This is a genomic window from Actinoplanes rectilineatus, assembly GCF_000962825.1.
Classification (GTDB): domain Bacteria; phylum Actinomycetota; class Actinomycetes; order Mycobacteriales; family Micromonosporaceae; genus Actinoplanes; species Actinoplanes rectilineatus.
The window spans coordinates 51,505-71,418 of the sequence record NZ_JZKF01000043.1; the positions used below are offsets into that span (position 1 = coordinate 51,505).

At 69.6% G+C, this 19,914-nt stretch carries 27 protein-coding genes and 1 riboswitch; of the genes, 26 read left to right on the top strand and 1 reads right to left on the bottom strand.

Features of this window, described 5'->3' with window-relative positions; genetic code table 11:
• Positions 1 to 7: 7 nt before the first annotated feature.
• From rplF to truA, 17 genes are all read left to right on the top strand, one after another.
• On the top strand, positions 8 to 547 hold the full coding sequence (gene rplF / locus WH85_RS28160) for a 50S ribosomal protein L6 (protein ID WP_045745044.1): 540 nt from the start codon (positions 8 to 10) through the stop codon (positions 545 to 547).
• On the top strand, positions 544 to 939 hold the full coding sequence (rplR, locus tag WH85_RS28165; RefSeq protein WP_045745045.1) for a 50S ribosomal protein L18: 396 nt from the start codon (positions 544 to 546) through the stop codon (positions 937 to 939). Before rplF ends, rplR begins: the two co-directional genes overlap by 4 nt.
• A 13-nt stretch (positions 940 to 952) precedes the next feature.
• The gene (gene rpsE, locus WH85_RS28170) at positions 953 to 1,576 is read left to right on the top strand and encodes a 30S ribosomal protein S5 (protein ID WP_014440738.1); all 624 of its coding nucleotides are present in this window, start codon (positions 953 to 955) and stop codon (positions 1,574 to 1,576) included.
• Positions 1,576 to 1,758: a 50S ribosomal protein L30 gene (gene rpmD, locus WH85_RS28175; protein WP_045745046.1), complete on the top strand. Its 183-nt coding sequence runs from the start codon at positions 1,576 to 1,578 to the stop codon at positions 1,756 to 1,758. The genes rpsE and rpmD overlap by 1 nt, the downstream gene beginning before the upstream one ends.
• Positions 1,758 to 2,207, top strand: a complete 450-nt coding sequence (rplO, locus tag WH85_RS28180; protein ID WP_045745047.1) for a 50S ribosomal protein L15 — start codon at positions 1,758 to 1,760, stop codon at positions 2,205 to 2,207. The genes rpmD and rplO overlap by 1 nt, the downstream gene beginning before the upstream one ends.
• A 546-nt stretch (positions 2,208 to 2,753) precedes the next feature.
• Entirely contained in the window at positions 2,754 to 4,094 is a 1,341-nt protein-coding gene (gene secY / locus WH85_RS28185; RefSeq protein WP_045745072.1) for a preprotein translocase subunit SecY, read from the top strand.
• A 74-nt stretch (positions 4,095 to 4,168) separates the two neighbouring features.
• The gene (locus tag WH85_RS28190; RefSeq protein WP_045745048.1) at positions 4,169 to 4,822 is read left to right on the top strand and encodes an adenylate kinase; all 654 of its coding nucleotides are present in this window, start codon (positions 4,169 to 4,171) and stop codon (positions 4,820 to 4,822) included.
• Between the two features lies 1 nt (position 4,823).
• Positions 4,824 to 5,657, top strand: a complete 834-nt coding sequence (map, locus tag WH85_RS28195; RefSeq protein ID WP_045745049.1) for a type I methionyl aminopeptidase — start codon at positions 4,824 to 4,826, stop codon at positions 5,655 to 5,657.
• 94 nt (positions 5,658 to 5,751) lie between these two features.
• Positions 5,752 to 6,183: a DUF1707 SHOCT-like domain-containing protein gene (locus WH85_RS28200; protein ID WP_245674126.1), complete on the top strand. Its 432-nt coding sequence runs from the start codon at positions 5,752 to 5,754 to the stop codon at positions 6,181 to 6,183.
• Between the two features lie 236 nt (positions 6,184 to 6,419).
• Positions 6,420 to 6,641, top strand: a complete 222-nt coding sequence (gene infA / locus WH85_RS28205) for a translation initiation factor IF-1 (RefSeq protein WP_007073013.1) — start codon at positions 6,420 to 6,422, stop codon at positions 6,639 to 6,641.
• A gap of 50 nt (positions 6,642 to 6,691) precedes the next feature.
• The gene (rpmJ, locus tag WH85_RS28210; RefSeq protein ID WP_014440745.1) at positions 6,692 to 6,808 is read left to right on the top strand and encodes a 50S ribosomal protein L36; all 117 of its coding nucleotides are present in this window, start codon (positions 6,692 to 6,694) and stop codon (positions 6,806 to 6,808) included.
• A gap of 168 nt (positions 6,809 to 6,976) precedes the next feature.
• Positions 6,977 to 7,357 carry a 30S ribosomal protein S13 gene (gene rpsM / locus WH85_RS28215; protein WP_045745050.1) on the top strand — a complete coding sequence of 127 codons (381 nt, stop codon included), beginning with the start codon at positions 6,977 to 6,979 and terminating at the stop codon, positions 7,355 to 7,357.
• A 17-nt stretch (positions 7,358 to 7,374) separates the two neighbouring features.
• A complete protein-coding gene (gene rpsK / locus WH85_RS28220; RefSeq protein WP_014440747.1) occupies positions 7,375 to 7,782 on the top strand; it encodes a 30S ribosomal protein S11 in 408 nt (135 codons plus the stop codon).
• 13 nt (positions 7,783 to 7,795) lie between these two features.
• Positions 7,796 to 8,422, top strand: coding sequence for a 30S ribosomal protein S4 (gene rpsD, locus WH85_RS28225; RefSeq protein WP_045745051.1), 627 nt, complete (start codon positions 7,796 to 7,798; stop codon positions 8,420 to 8,422).
• Between the two features lie 96 nt (positions 8,423 to 8,518).
• A complete protein-coding gene (locus WH85_RS28230; RefSeq protein WP_014440749.1) occupies positions 8,519 to 9,541 on the top strand; it encodes a DNA-directed RNA polymerase subunit alpha in 1,023 nt (340 codons plus the stop codon).
• 34 nt (positions 9,542 to 9,575) lie between these two features.
• Positions 9,576 to 10,142 carry a 50S ribosomal protein L17 gene (rplQ, locus tag WH85_RS28235; protein WP_045745052.1) on the top strand — a complete coding sequence of 189 codons (567 nt, stop codon included), beginning with the start codon at positions 9,576 to 9,578 and terminating at the stop codon, positions 10,140 to 10,142.
• Between the two features lie 122 nt (positions 10,143 to 10,264).
• A complete protein-coding gene (gene truA / locus WH85_RS28240) occupies positions 10,265 to 11,089 on the top strand; it encodes a tRNA pseudouridine(38-40) synthase TruA (protein WP_045745053.1) in 825 nt (274 codons plus the stop codon).
• A gap of 21 nt (positions 11,090 to 11,110) precedes the next feature.
• Here the strand turns inward: truA and WH85_RS28245 are convergent, their stop codons facing one another.
• The gene (locus tag WH85_RS28245; protein WP_045745054.1) at positions 11,111 to 11,896 is read right to left on the bottom strand and encodes a hypothetical protein; all 786 of its coding nucleotides are present in this window, start codon (positions 11,894 to 11,896) and stop codon (positions 11,111 to 11,113) included.
• A gap of 95 nt (positions 11,897 to 11,991) precedes the next feature.
• On the opposite strand from WH85_RS28245, the gene WH85_RS28250 reads away from it, so the two are divergent.
• From WH85_RS28250 to thiC, 9 genes are all read left to right on the top strand, one after another.
• Complete coding sequence (locus WH85_RS28250) at positions 11,992 to 12,609, top strand: class I SAM-dependent methyltransferase (RefSeq protein WP_045745074.1); 618 nt, start codon at positions 11,992 to 11,994, stop codon at positions 12,607 to 12,609.
• A 29-nt stretch (positions 12,610 to 12,638) separates the two neighbouring features.
• The gene (locus tag WH85_RS28255) at positions 12,639 to 14,285 is read left to right on the top strand and encodes an ABC-F family ATP-binding cassette domain-containing protein (RefSeq protein ID WP_045745055.1); all 1,647 of its coding nucleotides are present in this window, start codon (positions 12,639 to 12,641) and stop codon (positions 14,283 to 14,285) included.
• Positions 14,286 to 14,323: 38 nt separating this feature from the next.
• A riboswitch (TPP riboswitch) is annotated at positions 14,324 to 14,434 on the top strand.
• Entirely contained in the window at positions 14,428 to 15,012 is a 585-nt protein-coding gene (locus tag WH85_RS53190) for a thiamine phosphate synthase (protein WP_052720859.1), read from the top strand. It overlaps the preceding riboswitch by 7 nt.
• Positions 15,009 to 16,022, top strand: coding sequence for a glycine oxidase ThiO (gene thiO, locus WH85_RS53195; protein ID WP_045745057.1), 1,014 nt, complete (start codon positions 15,009 to 15,011; stop codon positions 16,020 to 16,022). The genes WH85_RS53190 and thiO overlap by 4 nt, the downstream gene beginning before the upstream one ends.
• Positions 16,013 to 16,213: a sulfur carrier protein ThiS gene (thiS, locus tag WH85_RS28270; protein WP_045745058.1), complete on the top strand. Its 201-nt coding sequence runs from the start codon at positions 16,013 to 16,015 to the stop codon at positions 16,211 to 16,213. The genes thiO and thiS overlap by 10 nt, the downstream gene beginning before the upstream one ends.
• 1 nt (position 16,214) lies before the next feature.
• Entirely contained in the window at positions 16,215 to 16,964 is a 750-nt protein-coding gene (locus WH85_RS28275; RefSeq protein WP_045745059.1) for a thiazole synthase, read from the top strand.
• Positions 16,958 to 17,524: a thiamine phosphate synthase gene (locus WH85_RS28280; RefSeq protein WP_045745060.1), complete on the top strand. Its 567-nt coding sequence runs from the start codon at positions 16,958 to 16,960 to the stop codon at positions 17,522 to 17,524. The genes WH85_RS28275 and WH85_RS28280 overlap by 7 nt, the downstream gene beginning before the upstream one ends.
• On the top strand, positions 17,521 to 18,288 hold the full coding sequence (thiD, locus tag WH85_RS28285) for a bifunctional hydroxymethylpyrimidine kinase/phosphomethylpyrimidine kinase (protein ID WP_045745061.1): 768 nt from the start codon (positions 17,521 to 17,523) through the stop codon (positions 18,286 to 18,288). The genes WH85_RS28280 and thiD overlap by 4 nt, the downstream gene beginning before the upstream one ends.
• Positions 18,289 to 18,360: 72 nt before the next feature.
• A complete protein-coding gene (gene thiC, locus WH85_RS28290; protein WP_157411258.1) occupies positions 18,361 to 19,890 on the top strand; it encodes a phosphomethylpyrimidine synthase ThiC in 1,530 nt (509 codons plus the stop codon).
• Positions 19,891 to 19,914 lie beyond the last annotated feature (24 nt).

A 19,914-nucleotide genomic window follows, 5' to 3' on the forward strand; every position in this document is an offset into this window, starting at 1 on the left:
CTTAGACATGTCGCGAATCGGACGTAAGTCGATCCCGGTGCCGGCCGGTGTCGACGTCACCATCACGGGGCAGACCATCAAGGTCAAGGGCCCCAAGGGCGAGCTCTCGCACACCGTCGCCGAACCGATCACGGTCGAGCAGGACGGCGCCGAGCTGCACGTCAACCGCCCCAACGATGAGCGTAAGGCCAAGGAACTCCACGGCCTCTCGCGTACCCTGGTCGCCAACATGATCCTGGGCGTCACCGAGGGCTACAAGAAGACGCTCGAGATCAACGGCACGGGTTACCGCGTCACGGCCAAGGGCAAGGACCTGGAGTTCGCTCTGGGCTTCTCGCACCCGGTCGTCGTGGTCCCGCCGGCGGGCATCACCTTCTCGGTGGAGAAGCCGACCCAGTTCACTGTGGCCGGCATCGACAAGCAGCTTGTCGGTGAGGTCGCCGCGAACATCCGTAAGGTCCGCCCGCCGGAGCCCTACAAGGGCAAGGGCGTCAAGTACCAGGGCGAGGTCATCCGCCGCAAGGCTGGAAAGGCAGGTAAGAAGTGACCGCCACGCTGCTCAAGCGCCGCAACGGCGGCGGGGTTGCCGCCACGCGTGCCGTCGGCAAGGCGCGTCGGCACTTCCGGGTCCGCAAGAACGTGCGGGGCACCGCCGAGCGTCCCCGCCTGGTCGTCACCCGTTCCGCGCGGCACATCACCGCGCAGATCATCGACGACCTCAAGGGCCACACGCTGGCTTCGGCCTCGACCCTCGACACCACGATCCGTGGCACCGAGGGCGACAAGAGCGCTCTTGCGGGCAAGGTCGGCGCCCTCCTGGGCGAGCGGGCCAAGGCCGCGGGCATTTCCAAGGTCGTCTTCGACCGCGGTGGCAACAAGTACGCGGGCCGGATCGCCGCGCTTGCGGACGCCGCCCGCGAAGCCGGACTCGAGTTCTAGGAGGAATTGACCAATGCCTGGTCAGCAGCGCCGAGGCGGCGGGTCCGGCGGTAACACCGAGGGTGGCAACCGCCGGGACAACCGCCGCGAGGGCGGCCGCGGCAACGCGCCCGTCGAGAAGACCCCGCACCTCGAGCGGGTCGTCGCGATCAACCGTGTCGCCAAGGTCGTCAAGGGTGGTCGTCGCTTCAGCTTCACCGCCCTGGTGATCGTCGGCGACGGTGACGGTACCGTCGGTATCGGTTACGGAAAGGCCAAGGAGGTGCCCGCGGCTATCGCCAAGGGTGTCGAAGAGGCCAAGAAGCACTTCTTCAAGGTTCCGCGCATCGGCGCGACCATCCCGCACCCGATCACGGGTGAGGCGGCGGCCGGTGTGGTCCTGCTCAAGCCGGCTTCCGCTGGTACCGGTGTCATCGCCGGTGGCCCGGTGCGTGCCGTGCTCGAGTGCGCGGGCATCCACGACATCCTGTCGAAGAGCCTGGGTTCCTCGAACCCGATCAACATCGTGCACGCCACGGTCGCGGCTCTGAAGGGTCTCGAGTCGCCGGAGAAGGTCGCGGCTCGCCGTGGCCTGCCGGTCGAGGATGTGGCGCCGGCTGCCATGCTGGCGGCGCGCGCGGAAGCGGCGGTGCGCTGATGGCCCGCTTGAAGGTCACCCAGATCCGGTCCGGGATCGGCCGTAAGTCGAACCAGCGGGACTCGCTGCGTTCGCTCGGTCTGAAGCGGATCAACGATGTGGTGGTCAAGGAGGACCGTCCCGAGATCCGGGGCATGATCTTCGTGGTGAACCACCTCGTCACTGTCGAGGAGGTCGAGTAATGGCGATCAAGGTCCACCACCTGCGCCCGGCGCCCGGTGCCAAGACCGCGAAGACCCGTGTGGGTCGCGGTGAGGGCTCCAAGGGCAAGACCGCCGGTCGCGGTACCAAGGGCACCGGAGCCCGCAAGAACGTCTCGGCGGCGTTCGAGGGTGGGCAGATGCCCATCCACATGCGCCTGCCGAAGATGAAGGGTCTGCGGAACAAGCCCCGCAACAAGGTCATCTTCCAGGTCGTCAACCTGGACCGTCTCGCCGAGCTGTTCCCCAGCGGTGGCGAGGTCGGCCCGGCGGAGCTGGTTCAGGCCGGCGCCGTCCGTAAGGGCCAGCCGGTCAAGGTGCTGGGCTCGGGCGAGCTGGGCGGCGTTTCGCTGACCATCTCGGCCCACGCGTTCAGCGAGTCGGCCAAGGAGAAGATCGCCGCAGCTGGTGGATCCGTCACCGAGCTGTAAGGCGTAAGCGGCATCGAGAGGCCGTGACACCGGGAGACCGGGGTCACGGCCTCTTCGCATGTCCCCTGGGGCGATCACCGGCGTGTGCGTTTCCCGGACACTCGTGCGTTTCCCGGACAGTGGGGCGAACCGGTGACTCCGGGCATGCTGTGAAGGGGTCTGTGCGGCGCGTGAGGCGACGATTGCGGTCCGCCCCGTCCCCGGCACACAGGGGACGGAAAATTGCGGCACGGGCCACAGGAGGCGGTCGGCCGATTACAGCTCTTCGATCGAGCGATGTCGTACCGTAATGTGAGGCTGTCTCGGGCACGGGGGTGACCGGGCACGGTGGAGCATGGCTTCCCTTCGTGGCGTAAGCAAGCGGTGCGGCCACGAAGCGGGACAGTTGTGTTGTACTGGGACATCGGCTATACGGTGCCGGTGGTTGTGCTCTCGGCCTAGCTGATACAGTGCTCCGCTGGCGGCCTATACGGCTGCTAATGATGTGTGCCCGAAGTTTTTCCGGGAACCCGCAACCAGAGTGTGGCGACCACGCAGGAGGATCAGTTGTTGTCCGCCTTCTCGAGCGCGCTTCGGACGCCTGACCTGCGGAAGAAGCTACTCTTCACGGTAGCCATTATTGGGCTCTACCGGCTCGGTGCCACATTGCCCAGCCCCGGTGTGTCCTATGCCAACGTGCGTGAGTGCCTCAAGCTCACCGAGCAGTCCGGGAACCAGGTTCTGAACCTGCTGAACCTCTTCTCCGGCGGGGCTCTGCTCCAACTCTCGGTCTTCGCGCTGGGCATCATGCCGTACATCACGGCGTCGATCATCCTGCAGCTGCTGACCGTGGTCATCCCGCGTCTGGAGCAGCTCCGCAAGGAGGGCCAGTCCGGCCAGGCGAAGATCACGCAGTACACCCGCTACCTGACGCTGGGCCTCGCGGTTCTCCAGGCCTCCGCGTTCGTCGCGCTCGCGCGCACGGGTCAGCTGTTCGGCAACGTCTGCGACCAGGACAACCCGGCTTACCAGATCATCCCGGAGGAGACCGGTCTGCCGATGTGGCTGACCCTCACCGTCCTGGTGATGACGATGACCGCCGGCACCGGCATGGTCATGTGGCTCGGCGAGCTGATCACCGACCGTGGCGTCGGCAACGGCATGTCCGTCCTGATCTTCACCTCGATTGCGGCCCGCCTTCCCGGTGAGGGCTGGAGCATCAAGGAGACCAGCGGCACCAGCAAGTTCCTGCTGGTCATCGGTCTGGTTCTGGTCATCATCGCGCTGGTGGTCTTCATCGAGCAGGCGCAGCGGCGCATCCCGGTGCAGTACGCGAAGCGCATGATCGGCCGGCGGATGTACGGCGGCACCTCGACCTACATCCCGCTGAAGGTGAACCAGGCGGGTGTCGTCCCGGTCATCTTCGCCTCCTCGCTGCTCTACCTGCCGCAGCTGTACCTGCAGTTCTTCGACCAGAACAACCTGAACAAGTACCAGGTCTGGATCCAGAACTGGCTGGCCGACCCGACCAGCCCGCTCTACATCGGCGTCTACTTCCTCTTGATCATCTTCTTCACGTACTTCTACGTGTCGATCACGTTCAACCCGACTGAGGTCGCGGAGAACATGAAGAAGTACGGTGGGTTCGTGCCGGGTATCCGCCCGGGCAAGCCGACCGCTGACTACCTGGACTTCATCCTCAGCCGGATCACTCTTCCGGGTGCGCTCTACCTGGGTCTGATCTCGGTTCTGCCGAACTTCTTCTTCATCTGGCTGAATCAGCAGCAGTACCAGAACTTCCCGTTCGGTGGTACCGCTGTGCTGATCATGGTGGGTGTGGGTCTGGAGACCGTGAAGCAGATCGAGAGCCAGCTCATGCAGCGGAACTACGAAGGGTTCCTCCGGTAGTGGGGGCGCAGGGCCGCGGGGCTCTGGTGTCGATGGTGGGCGTGGCTTCTCCTTTCCGAAGCGAGGCGATGTAGGTGCGGCTGGTACTGGTGGGCCCTCCGGGGGCCGGCAAGGGGACCCAGGCTGAGTTCATCGCCGCCCATCTCGCCGTACCGAAGATCTCGACCGGGGACATCTTCCGGGCCAACGTGTCGCAGGGGACGCCGCTCGGCGTCGAGGCCAAGCGGTACATGGACGCCGGACAGCTGGTCCCGGACGAGGTCACCATCAACATGGTCCGCGACCGGCTCGCCGAGCCCGATGCCAGCGACGGTTTCCTGCTGGACGGGTTCCCGCGGACCGTTCCGCAGGCCTCGGCGCTGGACAAGCTGCTCGCCGACCTGGGCACGGCGCTGGACATCGTGATGGAACTCGTCGTCGACGACGACGAGGTCATCCGCCGGCTCTCCGGCCGGCGCACCTGCCGCGGCTGCGGCAAGATCTGGCACGTCGAGTTCGACCCGACGAGCAAGACCGACATCTGCGACCGCTGTGGCAGCGAGCTGTTCCAGCGCGACGACGACAAGGCTGAGACGATCGCGAACCGCCTGGTGGAGTACGCGGACAAGACCGCGCCGCTGGTCGACTTCTTCGGCGCTCAGGGCAAGCTGGTGGGTATCGACGCGACCGGCCCGGTGGAGGACGTCACCGTCCGCGCGATCGACGCTCTGCGTTCCTACGGCGGCTGAGATGGGTCGTCAGGAACTCAGCATCCAGCTCAAGACGCCGGAACAGATCGAGCTCATGCGCGCCGCCGGCCTGGTCGTGGAGGCGGCGCTGACCGCGATGCGCGAGGCGGTCGCCCCGGGCGTCTCCACCGGAGACCTGGACGCGATCGCCGAGAAGGTGATCCGCGACCACGGTGCGGTCCCGTCGTTCAAGGGCTACCACGGCTTTCCGGCCTCGATCTGCGCGTCGGTGAACGAGCAGGTCGTGCACGGCATCCCGAGCCAGGAGCAGGTCCTCCGTGAGGGTGACCTGATCTCGCTGGACTGCGGCGCGATCCTGGAGGGCTGGCACGGCGACTCGGCGATCACCGTCGGCGTCGGCGAGACCGACCCGGCGCTGCTGAAGATGGCCGAGGTCGCCGAGGACGCGATGTGGGCCGGCATCGCCGCGGCGGCGCGGGGCGTCGCCAACGGCCGGGGCCGGCTCACCGACATCTCGTTCAACATCGAGAAGGTGATCCGCAAGGCGGGGCGGTACGGCATCGTGGACGGCTACGGCGGCCACGGCATCGGCACCGAGATGCACCAGGATCCGCACGTGCTCAACCACGGCAAGCCGGGCCGGGGCGTCCGGGTGATCGCGGGCATGGCCCTGGCGATCGAGCCGATGATCACGATGGGCTCGCCGCGGACGCTCGAACTCGAGGACGGCTGGACCGTGGTGACCCGGGACGGCTCCCGCGCGGCGCACGTCGAGCACACCATGGCGCTCCTGGAGGACGGCGTGTGGGTGACCACCGCCACCGACGGCGGCCGGGCCCGTCTCGGCGATCTGGTGACCGCGCGACAGCCCTAGGTGTCCCACGGGTGGGGTCCGGGGTTCCGGGCCGTCACCGGGGACGTGAGAGCGGCATAGGCGTCGGTGGTTCGCGCCTGGCATGCTGGTGCGCATGGGGCGTGAGGGGATGCGAGCCGGCGATCAGGACCGACAGCAGGTCGCGGATCAGCTGAAGAGCGCTCTCGACGAGGGCCGCCTGGACCTCGACGAGTATGACGAGCGGGTCCAGCGGGCCTACGCCGCACGGACGTATGGCGATCTGGACGGCCTGCTGGACGATCTGCCGGGCACGATCCCGGTGCGGGCCGCCCAGGTCGAGCCGGCCACGCAGGCGCCGTCTCCGGTGGCCAAGGGTGGGCCGGACGCCCCGAGGAGATCCGGTGCCTCCGGGATGTTCGGCGTCTTCGTGATCTGCACCCTGGTCTGGGCGCTCACCAGCATGTCCTCGGGGGAGATGCAGTACTTCTGGCCGGGCTGGGTTCTGATCCCGCTGGTGCTCGCTGTCCTGGCGCACTTCAACAACCGGGGCAAACGCCACCACTGAGGCGATATCGTCATAGATGTCGAGTGCAGACACGCCCGAGTCCGGGTTGCGGAACCCTCGGTTTGGTGTCCTTGTCGTGGGCGCGTAGACTGGCTCGCTGGCGCACAGCGTCCTCTCCTTCATGTCCTCAAGCGCTTCGAGGACCGAGGGGGCCGCGGCTGGTCCGGGCTCTTTTCGAGCCCGGGGATGACGTTGTGAACGCCTACCCCAGATCCCGATGTCAGGTAGCGGAGGACATGCCAAAGAAAGACGGAGCCATCGAGATCGAAGGCCGAGTGATCGAGCCCCTGCCGAACGCAATGTTCCGCGTGGAGCTCGCTAATGGTCACAAGGTCCTGGCACACATCTCCGGCAAGATGCGGCAGCACTACATCCGCATCCTTCCCGAGGACAGGGTCGTCGTCGAGCTGTCGCCGTACGACCTGACCCGTGGGCGCATCGTCTACCGCTACAAGTAACGGGTCGCGGGGGATTCCACATCCCGTCTGACTGAGAGTTAAGGCAAACCGTGAAGGTCAAGCCGAGCGTCAAGCGGATCTGCAACAACTGCCGGGTCATCCGGCGGCACGGCCGGGTCATGGTCATCTGCAGCACTGACCCGCGCCACAAGCAGCGCCAGGGCTGACAAGCCTCCGCGCAGCAGGATCCGCACCACAGCACAAGCTCGTCCCCGCCGCAGTCTCACCTCCGGGTGAATCGCGGCGGCACCCCCGGTCGGAGGCCGGGGCCCGCCCGGGCAGGCGGGGTGGAACGGGCATAGACCTCCGAGTGAACCTGAGGAGTATGCCCACTTATGGCAAGACTCGTCGGCGTTGACCTCCCCCGCGAAAAGCGGATGGAGATCGCGCTCACCTACGTTTACGGGATCGGTCGCACCCGTGCCGTCGAGGCACTGACCGCTACCGCCATTGACCTGAACAAGCGCGCCAAGGACCTCACGGACGAGGAGCTGGTCCAGCTCCGCGACTACATCGAGTCCCACTTCAAGGTTGAAGGCGACCTGCGCCGCGAGGTCGCTGCGGATATCCGCCGCAAGGTCGAGATCGGCTGCTACGCCGGTATCCGTCACCGCAAGGGTCTGCCCGTCCGGGGCCAGCGGACCCGTACCAACGCTCGTACCCGTAAGGGTCCGAAGCGGACGGTCGCCGGTAAGAAGAAGCCCGGTCGGAAGTAATAGGAGCGCACTGACTTATGCCACCGAAGGCACGCGCAGGGGCCGCAGTCAAGAAGGTCCGGCGCAAGGAACGCAAGAACGTCGCCCACGGGCAGGCGCACATCAAGAGCACCTTCAACAACACCATCGTGTCGATCACCGACCCGACCGGTGCTGTCATCTCCTGGGCCTCGTCCGGCCAGGTGGGTTTCAAGGGCTCCCGCAAGTCGACTCCGTTCGCCGCGCAGCTGGCCGCCGAGGCCGCCGCTCGTCGGGCGATGGAGCACGGCATGCGCAAGGTCGACGTGTTCGTGAAGGGTCCCGGTTCCGGCCGGGAGACCGCCATCCGTTCGCTGCAGGCCGCCGGCCTCGAGGTCGGGCAGATCTCCGACGTCACGCCGCAGCCGCACAACGGATGCCGCCCGCCGAAGCGTCGCCGGGTCTAGGGGGAAGCTGAAGATGGCTCGTTACACAGGTGCGGACTGCAAGCGCTGCCGCCGCGAGAAGATGAAGCTGTTCCTCAAGGGCAGCAAGTGCGACGGGCCGAAGTGCCCGTTCGAGTCGCGTCCCTTCCCGCCCGGCCAGCACGGCCGTGGCCGGGTCAAGGAGACCGAGTACCTGCTGCAGCACCGCGAGAAGCAGAAGGCCCGTCGTGCGTACGGCGTGCTGGAGAAGCAGTTCCGCGGTTACTACGAGGAAGCCGTGAACAAGCCGGGTAAGACCGGTGAGGTTCTGCTGCAGATCCTCGAGACGCGTCTCGACAACGTCGTCTACCGGGCCGGTTACGCGCCGTCCCGTGACGCCGCCCGCCAGCTGGTCAAGCACGGCCACATGCTGGTGAACGGCAACAAGGTCGACATCCCGTCGTACCGCGTCAAGGAGCACGACATCGTCTCGGTCCGCGAGAAGTCGAAGGAGATGACCCCCTTCGTCGTCGCGCAGGCCCAGGCCGGCTCCCGGCCGGTTCCGGCTTGGCTGGAGCCGATCCCGAGCGAGATGAAGATCCTGATCCACACGCTCCCGGCCCGCGCTGTCATCGACACGCAGGTCCAGGAGCAGCTGATCGTCGAGCTCTACTCCAAGTAGCAGCTCTTCCAGAGGTGCCGGCCGGTCGGCCGGCACCTCTGGGGAATCAACGGACGGCCATCAAATAGCGGGTGGCCCGACAGAAGGAAGAACAGCGTGCTCATCAGCCAGCGGCCGACCCTCTCGGAGGAGTCGCTCAGCGAGACCCGTTCCCGGTTCACCATCGAACCGCTGGAGCCGGGCTTCGGCTACACCCTCGGCAACTCGCTGCGGCGGACCCTGCTGTCGTCCATCCCGGGCGCGGCGGTCACCAGCATCAAGATCGACGGCGTGCTGCACGAGTTCACCACCATCCCCGGTGTCAAGGAGGATGTGGTCGAGCTCGTCATGAACGTCAAGGAGCTCACCGTCAGCTCCGAGCACGACGAGCCGGTCAGCATGTACCTGCGCAAGCAGGGCCCGGGCGACGTCACCGCCGGTGACATCCAGCCCCCGGCCGGTGTGTCCGTGCACAACCCCGATCTGAAGCTGGCGACCCTGAACAGCAAGGGCCGGCTCGACATGGAGCTGACCGTCGAGCGTGGCCGTGGCTACGTCACGGCGGCGCAGAACAAGAGCGCCGGCGCCGAGATCGGCCGGATCCCGGTCGACTCGATCTACTCGCCGGTTCTCAAGGTCACCTACCGCGTCGAGGCGACCCGTGTCGAGCAGCGGACCGACTTCGACCGTCTGATCATCGACGTCGAGTCCAAGGCGTCGATCTCGCCGCGGACCGCGCTCGCGTCGGCCGGCTCGACCCTCGTCGAGCTGTTCGGCCTGTGCCGGGAGCTGGACGAGACCGCCGAGGGCATCGACATCGGCCCGTCGCCGCAGGACGCGCAGCTCGCTGCCGACCTGGCCCTGCCGATTGAGGAACTGGACCTGACCGTCCGGTCCTACAACTGCCTCAAGCGTGAGGGCATCAACAGCGTCGGTGAGCTGATCGGGCGTACCGAGGCGGACCTTCTGGACATCCGGAACTTCGGCCAGAAGTCCATCGACGAGGTCAAGATGAAGCTCGCCGGAATGGGCCTGGGCCTGAAGGACAGCGCGCCGTCCTTCGACCCCGCGCACGTCGTGGATTCGTTCGGCGACGTGGACTACGACACCGACGACTACCGCGAGACCGAGCAGCTGTAAGCTCGGCTGCCGCCACAACCAAGGAGCATCGGAAATGCCCACGCCCACCAAGGGTGCCCGCCTCGGCGGCAGCCCGGCGCACGAGAAGCTCATCCTGGCCAACCTGGCCACCGAGCTGTTCCGGCACGGGAAGATCAAGACCACCGAGACGAAGGCCCGCCGGCTGCGCCCGCTGGCCGAGCAGCTCATCACGAAGGCCAAGCGCGGCGACCTGCACGCTCGCCGTCGCGTCCTGGCGACCGTGAAGGACAAGGACGTCGTGTACGCCCTGTTCGAGCAGATCGCTCCGCGGTACACGAACCGTCCTGGTGGCTACACCCGGATCACCAAGACCGGCCCGCGCAAGGGTGACGCCGCTCCGATGGCCGTCATCGAGCTGGTCGAGGAGCTGCAGGTCGCGGCCGTCACCGGCCCGTCCAAGGAGGCCCGCAAGGCCGCCGCGCAGCAGGCCAAGGTCGAGGCTCTGGCCCCCGAGGAAGAGACGCCGAAGAGCGTCGACGCCGACACCGACGCCGACCAGGACGCCGAGGCTCCGGTCAGCGCGTCCGGTGACAAGGGCGCCGAGGGCGACAAGGTCGAGGGCGACGAGTCCAAGGCCTGAGTTCCACTTCGGTGAGGCCCGGCATCCTTCGGGGTGCCGGGCCTCATCTGTTTCACCAGCGGTATGAAGACGTACGGGCTGAGCACAGCGCCGTGGAGAACGGCCGAGGAGCGCGCTGCGGGATGACGGAAGCGATTCGCCTGCGACTGGACGTGTCGTACGACGGCGCCGAGTTCTCGGGATGGGCGGTACAACCGAACCGGCGGACCGTCGCGGGTGTCCTGGTCGAGGCGCTGCGACGTCTCCTGGGCGCCGAGCACGCGGAGACCCCGCTCGGGTTGACCGTCGCAGGGCGTACCGATGCGGGGGTGCACGCGACCGGTCAGGTCTGCCACATCGAGCTGCCGGTGGCGAAGTGGACGGAGCTGGAGGGCTCGCTGCTGCGACGGCTGGCCGCCCTGATGCCCCCGGATGCCCGGGTCCGCGCGGTGACGCCGGTGCCGGAGACGTTCGACGCCCGGTTCTCGGCCACGTTCCGCCGGTACGAGTACCGCGTCTCCGACGTCCCGTCCGGGCCGGAGCCGTTGCGTCGCCACGACACCCTCGGCTGGCTGCGACCGCTCGACCTGGACCGTCTGAACGCCGCGGCCCGGGGTCTGCTCGGGGAGCACGACTTCGCCGCGTTCTGCAAGCGTAAGGAGCACGCCACCACGATCCGGGCGATCAACCGGCTGGAGTGGCGCCGGGATCCGGACGGGGTCTGTGTGGCGACGGTGCAGGCCGACGCGTTCTGCCAGGCCATGGTGCGCAGCCTGGTCGGCGCGATGCTGACGGTCGGCGACGGCCGTCGTGAGCCGGACTGGCCGGCCAGGCTGCTCACCCTGCGGGAGCGGTCCAGTGAGGTGACCGTGGCCCCGGCGCACGGGCTGACCCTGATCGCGGTCGGTTACCCCGACCAGACCGAGTACGCGTCGCGCGCCGAGGCCACCCGCCGTCTGCGAGCCTGAGGCCCGCCGCTCGGTGACGGCTCAGCGGCTGCGGGCGCCCAGAACGGTCTCGCCGAGGTGCCCGTCGAGCAGCGTGGCGGTGATCCGGTCGACAGCCGCCCGGTCGGTTGCCGCCGGCTCGCCACCGGGCCCGGTGATCGCCCCGTAGAGCAGGTAGTGCCCCCGGACCCGCCAGACCACCGGTGTTCCCGGCGGGATCTCCGTGCCGGCCATCGCGGTGAAGCCGCCGTCTCCGGTCTCGACCAGGCGCCCGACCCGTTCGTCCACGCCGGCCGCGCCGCGTTCGTCGAGCAGGTTGAGGACGCCCGCGGTGACCCGGTGCCCGTCCGGTGCGGTCAGCTCGGCCCGGACCGCCTGTGAGCAGTCGGTGCCGGCGAGGACCACGCGGAGTGCGCCGGTGACCGCAGTGGTGCAGTCGGTCCGGACGTCGGTGGCGCCGACCACGAATCCGGCGGCACCGGTCGGGAAGACCTCGGTGGCGGTCAGCGGCACCGGGTCGGCGGTGCGGGACGCGATCAGCCGGTCGGCCCCTCCGGTGTCGTTGTCGCCGGTGGACGGTGCGCGTCGCTGGTCGGCGAACACGAGGATGCCCAGCATCACGCAGATGCCCAGCACGATCAGGGCGGCGAGGCCGCGGTTGAGCAGGTGGACGGTCTTGTCGGGCTCATGCCGCACGTGCCGTTGCGGCCGGGGCCGGACCCGTGGGCGGTAGCGGTGCTGACCGATGGGTCCGGGGAGCCTCACGAACAGGGCGAGGCCGGCGGGGGCGGCGCGATGGGCGGAGCGCGTCGGGGTGGCGTACCGCATCGCCCGAGGTTAGACGCGCACGACGATCTATTAACGCACAGTTTGTCCGGCACCCCGCCGTGCCGCCTGTCGTGGTGCGGCGGGAGACTGGCGGGGTGAGCGCCGACCACTACTTCACCGCCGAGCCGGGTGCCCCGCTGCGCCGGAGCGAGATCGAGTTCAATGTCGCCGGGCGGGACTACCGCCTGGCCGTCGCGAACGGTGTCTTCTCCGCCGGACGGCTGGACCCGGGTACCGCCGTGCTGCTGCGCAAGGCCGACCTGCCCACCGCCGGTGTCGAGGGCACCTTCCTCGACCTCGGTTGCGGTTACGGCCCGATCGCCGCCGTGCTGGCCGTGGAGGCGCCGAAAGCGGTGATCTGGGCGGTCGACGTCAACTCCCGGGCTCGCGAGCTGACCGAGGAGAACGCGAAGGCACTGGAGGCGTCCGGCCGGATCCGGGTGGCCGCACCCGACGAGGTGCCGGACGACGTTGTCTTCGACGAGATCTGGAGCAACCCGCCCACTCACATCGGCAAGGCCGAGTTGCATGTGCTGCTGGAGCGCTGGATGCCCCGGCTCGCCCCGGAGGGCACCGCCTGGCTGGTGATCAACAAGCACCTGGGTGGCGACTCGCTGCACTCCTGGCTGGTCGCCCACGACTGGGACGTGCAGCGGGTGGCCAGTCAGAAGGGGTTCCGGGTGCTCCGGGTCACCCGAAATTCGGCTGACTGAGCGACGTCCGCCCAGGGAGGATGCCCGTCATGGGTTACGTGGATGTGGCCGGCGCCGGTTTTGTGCTCCCGGACGGCCGGGAGTTGTTCACCGACGTGTCGTTCCGGGTCGGTGAGGGCGCCAAGGTGGCGCTCGTCGGGCCGAACGGGGCGGGCAAGACCACGCTGATGCGGATGGTGGCGGGCGACATCCCGGCCCAGTCCGGGAGCATCGCGCGCTCCGGCGGGCTGGGTGTGATGCGCCAGTTCATCGGCATGATCGGCGACGACCGGACCCTCGAGGACCTGGCTCTGTCCCTGGTGGCGCCGGCGTTGAGCGCGGCGGGTGCGCGGCTGCGCGCGGCCGCCGCGGCCCTGGACGAGACCGAGAGGTCGCAGCTGGCCTATGCGAACGCGCTGACGCACTGGGGTGAGAGCGGCGGTTACGACGCCGAGGTGCTTTTCGACACCGTCTCGGTGGCCATCCTCGGCACGCCGTGGGACGAGGCCCGGGAGCGGATCGTGCGGACCCTCTCCGGCGGCGAGCAGAAGCGGTTCGCCCTCGATCTGCTCTTCCGGGGTGCCGACGAGGTGCTGCTGCTCGACGAGCCGGACAACTTCCTCGACGTTCCCGCGAAACGCTGGCTGGAGCAGCGGATGCGGGAGTCGTCGAAATCGGTGCTCTTCGTGTCGCACGACCGGGAGTTGCTGGCGCAGACCGCCGACCGGGTGGTGGCGGTGGAGGGCGGCGGCGCCTGGACCCATCCGGGCGGGTTCGCCTCGTGGCACGAGGCGCGCGGCGACCGCCACGACCGGATGGAGGAGACGCGCCGGCGCTGGGACGAGGAACACGAGAAGCTCAGGGAGCTGGTCTTCACCCTGAAGAACAAGGCGGCCTTCAACGACGGCCTGGCCTCGCGTTATCAGGCGGCGCAGACCCGGCTGCGCAAGTTCGAGGAGCCCGGGCCGCCGCCGCTGCCGCCCAAGGACCAGTCGCTGCGGATGAACCTGCGCGGTGGCCGCACCGCGAAGCGCGCCGTGATGTGTGAGCAGGTGGAGCTGGAGGGCCTGACGTTCCCGTTCGACCTGGAGATCTGGTATGGCGACCGCGTCGCGGTCCTCGGCGCGAACGGCACCGGCAAGTCGCACTTCCTGCGGCTGCTCGCGGCCGGTGGCACCGAGCCGGACGCCGAGCACAAGCCGGTCGACGGTGCGCCGTTGGCACACGTGGCGCATCAGGGCCGGGTTCGTCTCGGCGCACGGGTCCGGCCGGGCCACTTCTCACAGACCCACGACCGTCCGGAGCTGCTGGAGAAGACACTCGTCGAGATCCTGTGGCGGGGTGACGAACATCGCTCCGGAGTGGACCGGGCGGGTGCGATGAAGGTCCTCAACCGCTACGAGCTGGCCGCCCAGGGTGATCAGCGGTTCGGGACTCTCTCCGGTGGCCAGCAGGCCCGGTTCCTGGTGCTGCTGCTCGAGCTCTCCGGCGCCACGGTGCTGCTGCTCGACGAGCCGACGGACAACTTGGACCTGGCGTCGGCGGAGGCGCTCGAGGAGGGCCTGAAGGCCTTCGAGGGCACCGTGATCGCGGTCACCCACGACCGCTGGTTCACCCGGTCCTTCGATCGTTTCGTGCTGTTCAACTCCGACGGTGAGGTCACCGAGGTGCCCGAGCCGGTCTGGGACGTGCGCTAGATTTTCGTCGCGGAGTCGGGTTATGGTCCGACTACAAACGAAAACCCCACGGGAGTCCGGGCACCGGGCTGAGAGGGGGGCTGATGCGGCCCCCGACCGTCGAACCTGATCCGGGTCATGCCGGCGCAGGGAGGAGTGCGTCATGCACGCATCTGTTTTTCCCCGTTTGCACGTCATCACCGATTCGCTGGACGTCGTCCGCGGGGCGGCGCAGCCCGGCGTCGCCGTCCAGATCCGGGTCAAGACCACCGATGCCCAGGCCTGGGCCCTGACCGTCGCCGCCGTCCGGCTCTGTCGCGAGGCCGGGGCGTTGTGCCTGGTGAACGACCGGGTGGGGGTCGCCCTGGCGGCCGGTGCGGACGGCGTGCACGTGGGCGCCGACGACCTGCCGGTCGAGGCCGTCCGCCGGGTGTTCGGCCCGGACGCGGTCGTGGGCGCCACCTGCCGGACCCCGGAGGCGGCCCGGACGGCCGTCGCGGCGGGCGCGAGCTATCTGGGTGTGGGACCGGCGTTCCCCACGTCCACCAAGGACGGACTGCCGCCGCCGCTCGGACCGGAGGGGGTGGCCGCGGTCGCGGCCGCCGTTCCCGGGACGCCGGTCGTGGCGATCGGCGGCATCACCGCGGAACGGCTGCCCCTGCCCGGGGTGCACGGCGTCGCGGCTGTCTCCGCCTTCGTGGCGGACCCGAAGGGAGCGGTCGCGCAGTTCCTGGCGGTGCTGTCGTGATCGCGGTGATCGGCGGCGGGATCATCGGCCTGTCGATCGCCCGCTCGTTGCGGGCGCGCGGCGCCGAGGTCACCGTCTACGACCCCGAGCCGGACGGGACCGGGGGCGCCTGGCACGTCGCGGCCGGGATGCTCGCCCCCGGCCGGGAGTCGGCCTTCGAACATCCGCGGCTGGAGAGCCTGCTGGAGGCGTCGCTCGCGCTGTGGCCGGAGTTCGCGGCGGGCCTGGGCGACGTCGGTTACGACACCACCGGCACGCTCGGGGTGGCGCTCACCGCGGACGACCACGTCGAAGCGGCCCGGGAGTGGCGGCACCAGAAGCTGCAGCCGCTGACCGGGTCGCAGGTCCGCGACCGGGAACCGGCGCTGTCACCCCGGATCCGGGCCGGCGTGCACGCCCCGCACGAGGTCCAGGCCGATCCCCGCAGGGTGGTCGCGGCACTGCGCCGCGCACTGGCCGGGCGGATCGTCGCCCGGCGGATCACCGACCTGGGCGAGGTGGCGGCGGACACCGTCGTGGTCGCCGCCGGATGCGGGACGGCAGCGCTCACCGGACTGCCGATCCGGCCGGTCAAGGGTCAGGTGCTGCGGCTGCGCGGCGAGCCGGGCCTGCTCCGGCACGTGATCGACGGATCGGCCGACGGGCGGCACGTCTATCTGGTGCCGCGTGCCGACGGCGAGATCGTGGTCGGTGCGACCCAGGAGGAACGCGGTGACTCCGCGGCCACCGCCGGCGGGGTGCACGACCTGCTGCGGGCCGCCCTCGACCTGGTTCCGGGACTCGCCGAGCACACGCTCACCGAGATCACCGTCGGGCACCGGCCGGGCACACCGGACAACGGGCCGCTCCTCGGACGGCTCGACGCACGGACGGTGGTGGCCGCCGGGCACCACCGCAACGGGATCCTGCTCGCGCCGATCACCGCGCGGCTCGTCGCCGACCTGGTGCTCACCGGCTCGGACGATCCCTTCCTCGACGACTTCGCACCCGGGAGGAACGGATGCGCGTGACGGTCAACGGGCGGCCGCAGAGCCGGCCCGACGGATGTTCGGTGGCGGCCCTGGTCGCGGAGATCACCGATGCGCACCGCGGGGTGGCGGTCGCGGTCAACGGCACGGTGGTGCCGCGGTCGACGTGGCCGGCGGTCGAGCTGGCCGACGGTGACCGGGTCGAGGTCCTCACCGCCTCGCAGGGCGGCTGACATGGGTGACTTCCTGCCCCCGAACGGGCTGATCCTCGGGACCGGCGGCGCGCAGAGCCTCGCGGTCCTGGAGGAGGCGATCCGGGTGTCGGAGACCACGCTGGTCACGGTGGCGCTGCGCCGGGTCGACGCGGCCGGCCCGGGACTGCTGCCGATGCTCGACCGGGCCGGTGTGCGGGTGCTGCCGAACACCGCCGGCTGCTACACCGCCGGTGACGCGGTGCGGACCGCACGGATGGCCCGGGAGGCGTTCGGCACCGACCTGATCAAGCTCGAGGTGATCGGCGACGAGCGGACCCTGCTGCCGGACGGCGTGGAGCTGCTGCGGGCGGCCGAGACCCTGGTGGCGGAGGGTTTCACGGTCCTGCCGTACACCACCGACGACCCGATCCTGGCCCGGCGTCTCGCCGACACCGGATGCGCCGCGGTGATGCCGGCCGGCTCGCCGATCGGTTCCGGTCTGGGCATCGCGAACCCGCACCACATCGAGCTGATCCGGCAGAGCGTGGACGTGCCGGTGGTGCTCGACGCCGGGATCGGCACCGCCTCGGACGCGGCTCTCGCCATGGAGCTCGGCTGCGACGCGGTGCTGATCGCCAGCGCGATCACCCGCTCGGACGACCCGCCGGCGATGGCCGCGGCGATGCGGCACGCGGTGGCCGCCGGACGGCTCGCCCGCGGAGCCGGGCGCATCCCGCGCCGGTTCCACGCGCTGGCGTCCACACCGGACGACGGGATCGCACGATGGTGACCCCGGGCGGGCTCGTCGTGCTCACCGACCGGAGATCCGCCGCCGGGCCGTTGACCGAGGTGGTCCGGGCCGCGGTCCGCGGAGGCGCCGGGTGGGTGATCCTGCGGGAGAGGGACCTGGGGTACGCGGACCGCACCGCCCTGGCCACGCGGCTCCGGTCGCTGCTGCCACCGCGGCGCCTGATCGTGGCCGGTGTGGACCCGCTGGGCGGCACCGCCGTGCACCTGACCGGAAGTGATCCGGTGCCGGACGGGGTGCCGCTGGTCGGCCGCTCCTGGCACGGCACCGAGAGCCTGTCCGGTGTGGACTACGTGACCGCGTCCCCGGTGTACCCGACCGAGTCCAAACCGGGGTACGGCCCGGCGATCGGGTTGACGTTCCGCCGCCCGGGTGTGCCGTGGCTGGCTCTCGGCGGGATCGACTCGGCGGACCGGGCGGCCGCGTGTGCCGTCGCCGGTGCGGCCGGGATCGCGGTGATGGGGGCGCTCATGCGGTCCGCGTCGCCGGAGGCCCTGGCCCGCACGCTGGTGGCCGGGTTCGTCCGGGGGAGCGGGTCGTGACACCGCCGGTGGTGCTGACCATCGCCGGCTCGGACTCCGGTGGCGGCGCGGGCATCCAGGCGGATCTGAAGACGTTCGCGGCGCTCGGGGCGTACGGGACGTCGGTCCTGACGGCGATCACCGCGCAGAACACCCTCGGCGTGACGGCCATCCATCCGGTGCCGGCCGGGATCGTGGCGGCGCAACTGGACGCGGTGCTGTCGGACCTGCCGGTAGCCGCGGTCAAGGTGGGCATGGTGTCCGACCCGGCCGTTGCGGAGGTGATCGCGTCCCGGGCCCGGGACCTGCCGAACCTGGTCGTCGACCCGGTACTGGTGGCTACCGCCGGCAGCCGGCTGGCGGATCCTGCGGTCGTCGGCGTGCTTCTGGCGTACGCCCACGTTCTGACACCGAACCGGCACGAGGCCGGTGCCCTCCTCGGCAGGGTGATCGAGACGGCCGGGGAGATGTTCGCGGCGGCGGCGGAACTGGCGGCGCTCGGGCCGCGCGCGGTGGTGGTGACCGGTAGCGAGACGGCGCTCGATGTGCTGCACGCCGGCGGGGAGGGTACGGCGCTGCCCGGTGAGCCGGTGCCGACCGGGAACAACCACGGTTCGGGGTGCACCTTCTCGTCGGCGGTCGCGGTGCGGCTGGCCGCGGGTGATCCGGTTCCGGTGGCGGTCGCGGCGGCGAAGGCGTATGTGCGCCGGGGTCTGCGCGGCGGTGGTTCGTGGCGGCTGGGCGCCGGTCCCGGGCCGCTTGATCACTTCGGCTGGTCGGTCTAGATCGTTCCTGCACGTCGCAGGGTGGCTTCTTGCGGCCGTAGCGTGCCGCTTTCATCCATATTTGTGGAGGTATTGATCGTGCGACGCAAGGTCTATGTGGAAGGTCCGCGACCGGACATCCGGGTGCCGTTCACCGAGGTCGTCCTCAGCGGCGACCACCCGCCGGTCCGGCTCTACGACACGTCCGGACCGGGCGGCGACCCGGAGGCCGGACTGCCGCCGCTGCGCACCCCGTGGCGGACCGGGCGCACCCAGCTCGCCTCCGCGCGGGCCGGGATCGTCACGCCGGAGATGGAATTCGCCGCGATCCGCGAAGGGGTGCCGCCGTCGGTCGTCCGCGACGAGATCGCGGCCGGGCGCGCGGTGCTCCCGGCCAACGTCAACCACCCGGAGTCCGAGCCGATGGTGATCGGCTCCCGGTTCCTGGTGAAGGTCAACGCGAACATCGGCACGTCCGCGGTCACCTCGTCGGTCGCCGAGGAGGTGGAGAAACTGACCTGGGCGACCCGGTGGGGTGCGGACACCGTGATGGACCTGTCCACCGGGCCGCGCATCCACGAGACCCGGGAGGCGATCGTCCGGAACTCGCCGGTGCCGATCGGAACCGTGCCGATCTACCAGGCCCTGGAGAAGGTGAACGGCGACCCGCTGAAACTGACCTGGGAACTGTTCCGGGACACGGTGATCGAACAGGCCGTGCAGGGGGTCGACTACATGACGGTCCATGCCGGGGTACTGCTGTCCCACGTGCCGCTGACCGCCGAGCGGGTCACCGGGATCGTGTCCCGGGGCGGATCGATCATGGCGGCCTGGTGTCTCGCCGAGCACCGGGAGAACTTCCTCTACACCCACTTCCGGGAGCTGTGCGAGATCTTCCGGGAGTACGACATCACGTTCTCCCTCGGCGACGGGCTGCGTCCCGGGTCGATCGCGGACGCCAACGACGAGGCGCAGTTCGCCGAATTGCGGACACTGGGGGAGCTGACCGGCATCGCCCGTTCCCTCGACGTGCAGGTGATGGTCGAGGGCCCCGGCCACGTGCCGATGCACAAGATCAAGGAGAACGTCGACCTGCAGGCTGAGATCTGCGACGGGGCGCCGTTCTACACGCTGGGCCCGCTGACCACCGACGTCGCCCCGGCCTACGACCACATCACGTCGGCGATCGGCGCCGCGATGATCGGCATGTTCGGGACGGCGATGCTCTGCTACGTCACCCCCAAGGAACACCTCGGACTGCCGAACCGGGACGACGTGAAGGCCGGGATGATCGCTTACAAGATCGCGGCGCACGCGGCGGACCTGGCGAAGGGGCACCCGGGCGCGCAGGAGTGGGACGACGCGCTGTCCCGGGCGCGGTTCGACTTCCGCTGGGAGGACCAGTTCGAGCTGGCCCTGGACCCGGAGACGGCCCGCGCGTACCACGACGAGACGCTGCCCGCGGCGCCCGCCAAGACGGCGCACTTCTGCTCGATGTGCGGGCCGAAGTTCTGCTCGATGAAGATCAGTCACGAGCTGCGGGCGGCCGGACTGCGGGCCAAGTCGTCGGAGTTCCGGGACTCCGGCGCCCGCGTCCACCTGCCGATCACCACGGCCACCTGAGTCACCGCCTCCTTCCGGGGTACG

Bases quoted from the DNA above. Each gene is read 5' to 3' on its own strand.
- map (WP_045745049.1), top strand. From the start codon at position 4,824: ATGGGTCGTCAGGAACTCAGCATCCAGCTCAAGACGCCGGAACAGATC.
- infA (WP_007073013.1), top strand. From the start codon at position 6,420: ATGCCAAAGAAAGACGGAGCCATCGAGATCGAAGGCCGAGTGATCGAG.
- rplO (WP_045745047.1), top strand. From the start codon at position 1,758: ATGGCGATCAAGGTCCACCACCTGCGCCCGGCGCCCGGTGCCAAGACC.
- thiS (WP_045745058.1), top strand. From the start codon at position 16,013: ATGCGCGTGACGGTCAACGGGCGGCCGCAGAGCCGGCCCGACGGATGT.
- rpsM (WP_045745050.1), top strand. From the start codon at position 6,977: ATGGCAAGACTCGTCGGCGTTGACCTCCCCCGCGAAAAGCGGATGGAG.
- rpsD (WP_045745051.1), top strand. From the start codon at position 7,796: ATGGCTCGTTACACAGGTGCGGACTGCAAGCGCTGCCGCCGCGAGAAG.
- rplQ (WP_045745052.1), top strand. From the start codon at position 9,576: ATGCCCACGCCCACCAAGGGTGCCCGCCTCGGCGGCAGCCCGGCGCAC.
- WH85_RS28245 (WP_045745054.1), bottom strand. From the start codon at position 11,896: ATGCGGTACGCCACCCCGACGCGCTCCGCCCATCGCGCCGCCCCCGCC.
- WH85_RS28255 (WP_045745055.1), top strand. From the start codon at position 12,639: ATGGGTTACGTGGATGTGGCCGGCGCCGGTTTTGTGCTCCCGGACGGC.
- rplF (WP_045745044.1), top strand. From the start codon at position 8: ATGTCGCGAATCGGACGTAAGTCGATCCCGGTGCCGGCCGGTGTCGAC.
- truA (WP_045745053.1), top strand. From the start codon at position 10,265: ATGACGGAAGCGATTCGCCTGCGACTGGACGTGTCGTACGACGGCGCC.
- rpsE (WP_014440738.1), top strand. From the start codon at position 953: ATGCCTGGTCAGCAGCGCCGAGGCGGCGGGTCCGGCGGTAACACCGAG.
- WH85_RS28280 (WP_045745060.1), top strand. From the start codon at position 16,958: ATGGTGACCCCGGGCGGGCTCGTCGTGCTCACCGACCGGAGATCCGCC.
- WH85_RS53190 (WP_052720859.1), top strand. From the start codon at position 14,428: ATGCACGCATCTGTTTTTCCCCGTTTGCACGTCATCACCGATTCGCTG.
- rpsK (WP_014440747.1), top strand. From the start codon at position 7,375: ATGCCACCGAAGGCACGCGCAGGGGCCGCAGTCAAGAAGGTCCGGCGC.
- WH85_RS28200 (WP_245674126.1), top strand. From the start codon at position 5,752: ATGGGGCGTGAGGGGATGCGAGCCGGCGATCAGGACCGACAGCAGGTC.
- WH85_RS28275 (WP_045745059.1), top strand. From the start codon at position 16,215: ATGGGTGACTTCCTGCCCCCGAACGGGCTGATCCTCGGGACCGGCGGC.
- rpmD (WP_045745046.1), top strand. From the start codon at position 1,576: ATGGCCCGCTTGAAGGTCACCCAGATCCGGTCCGGGATCGGCCGTAAG.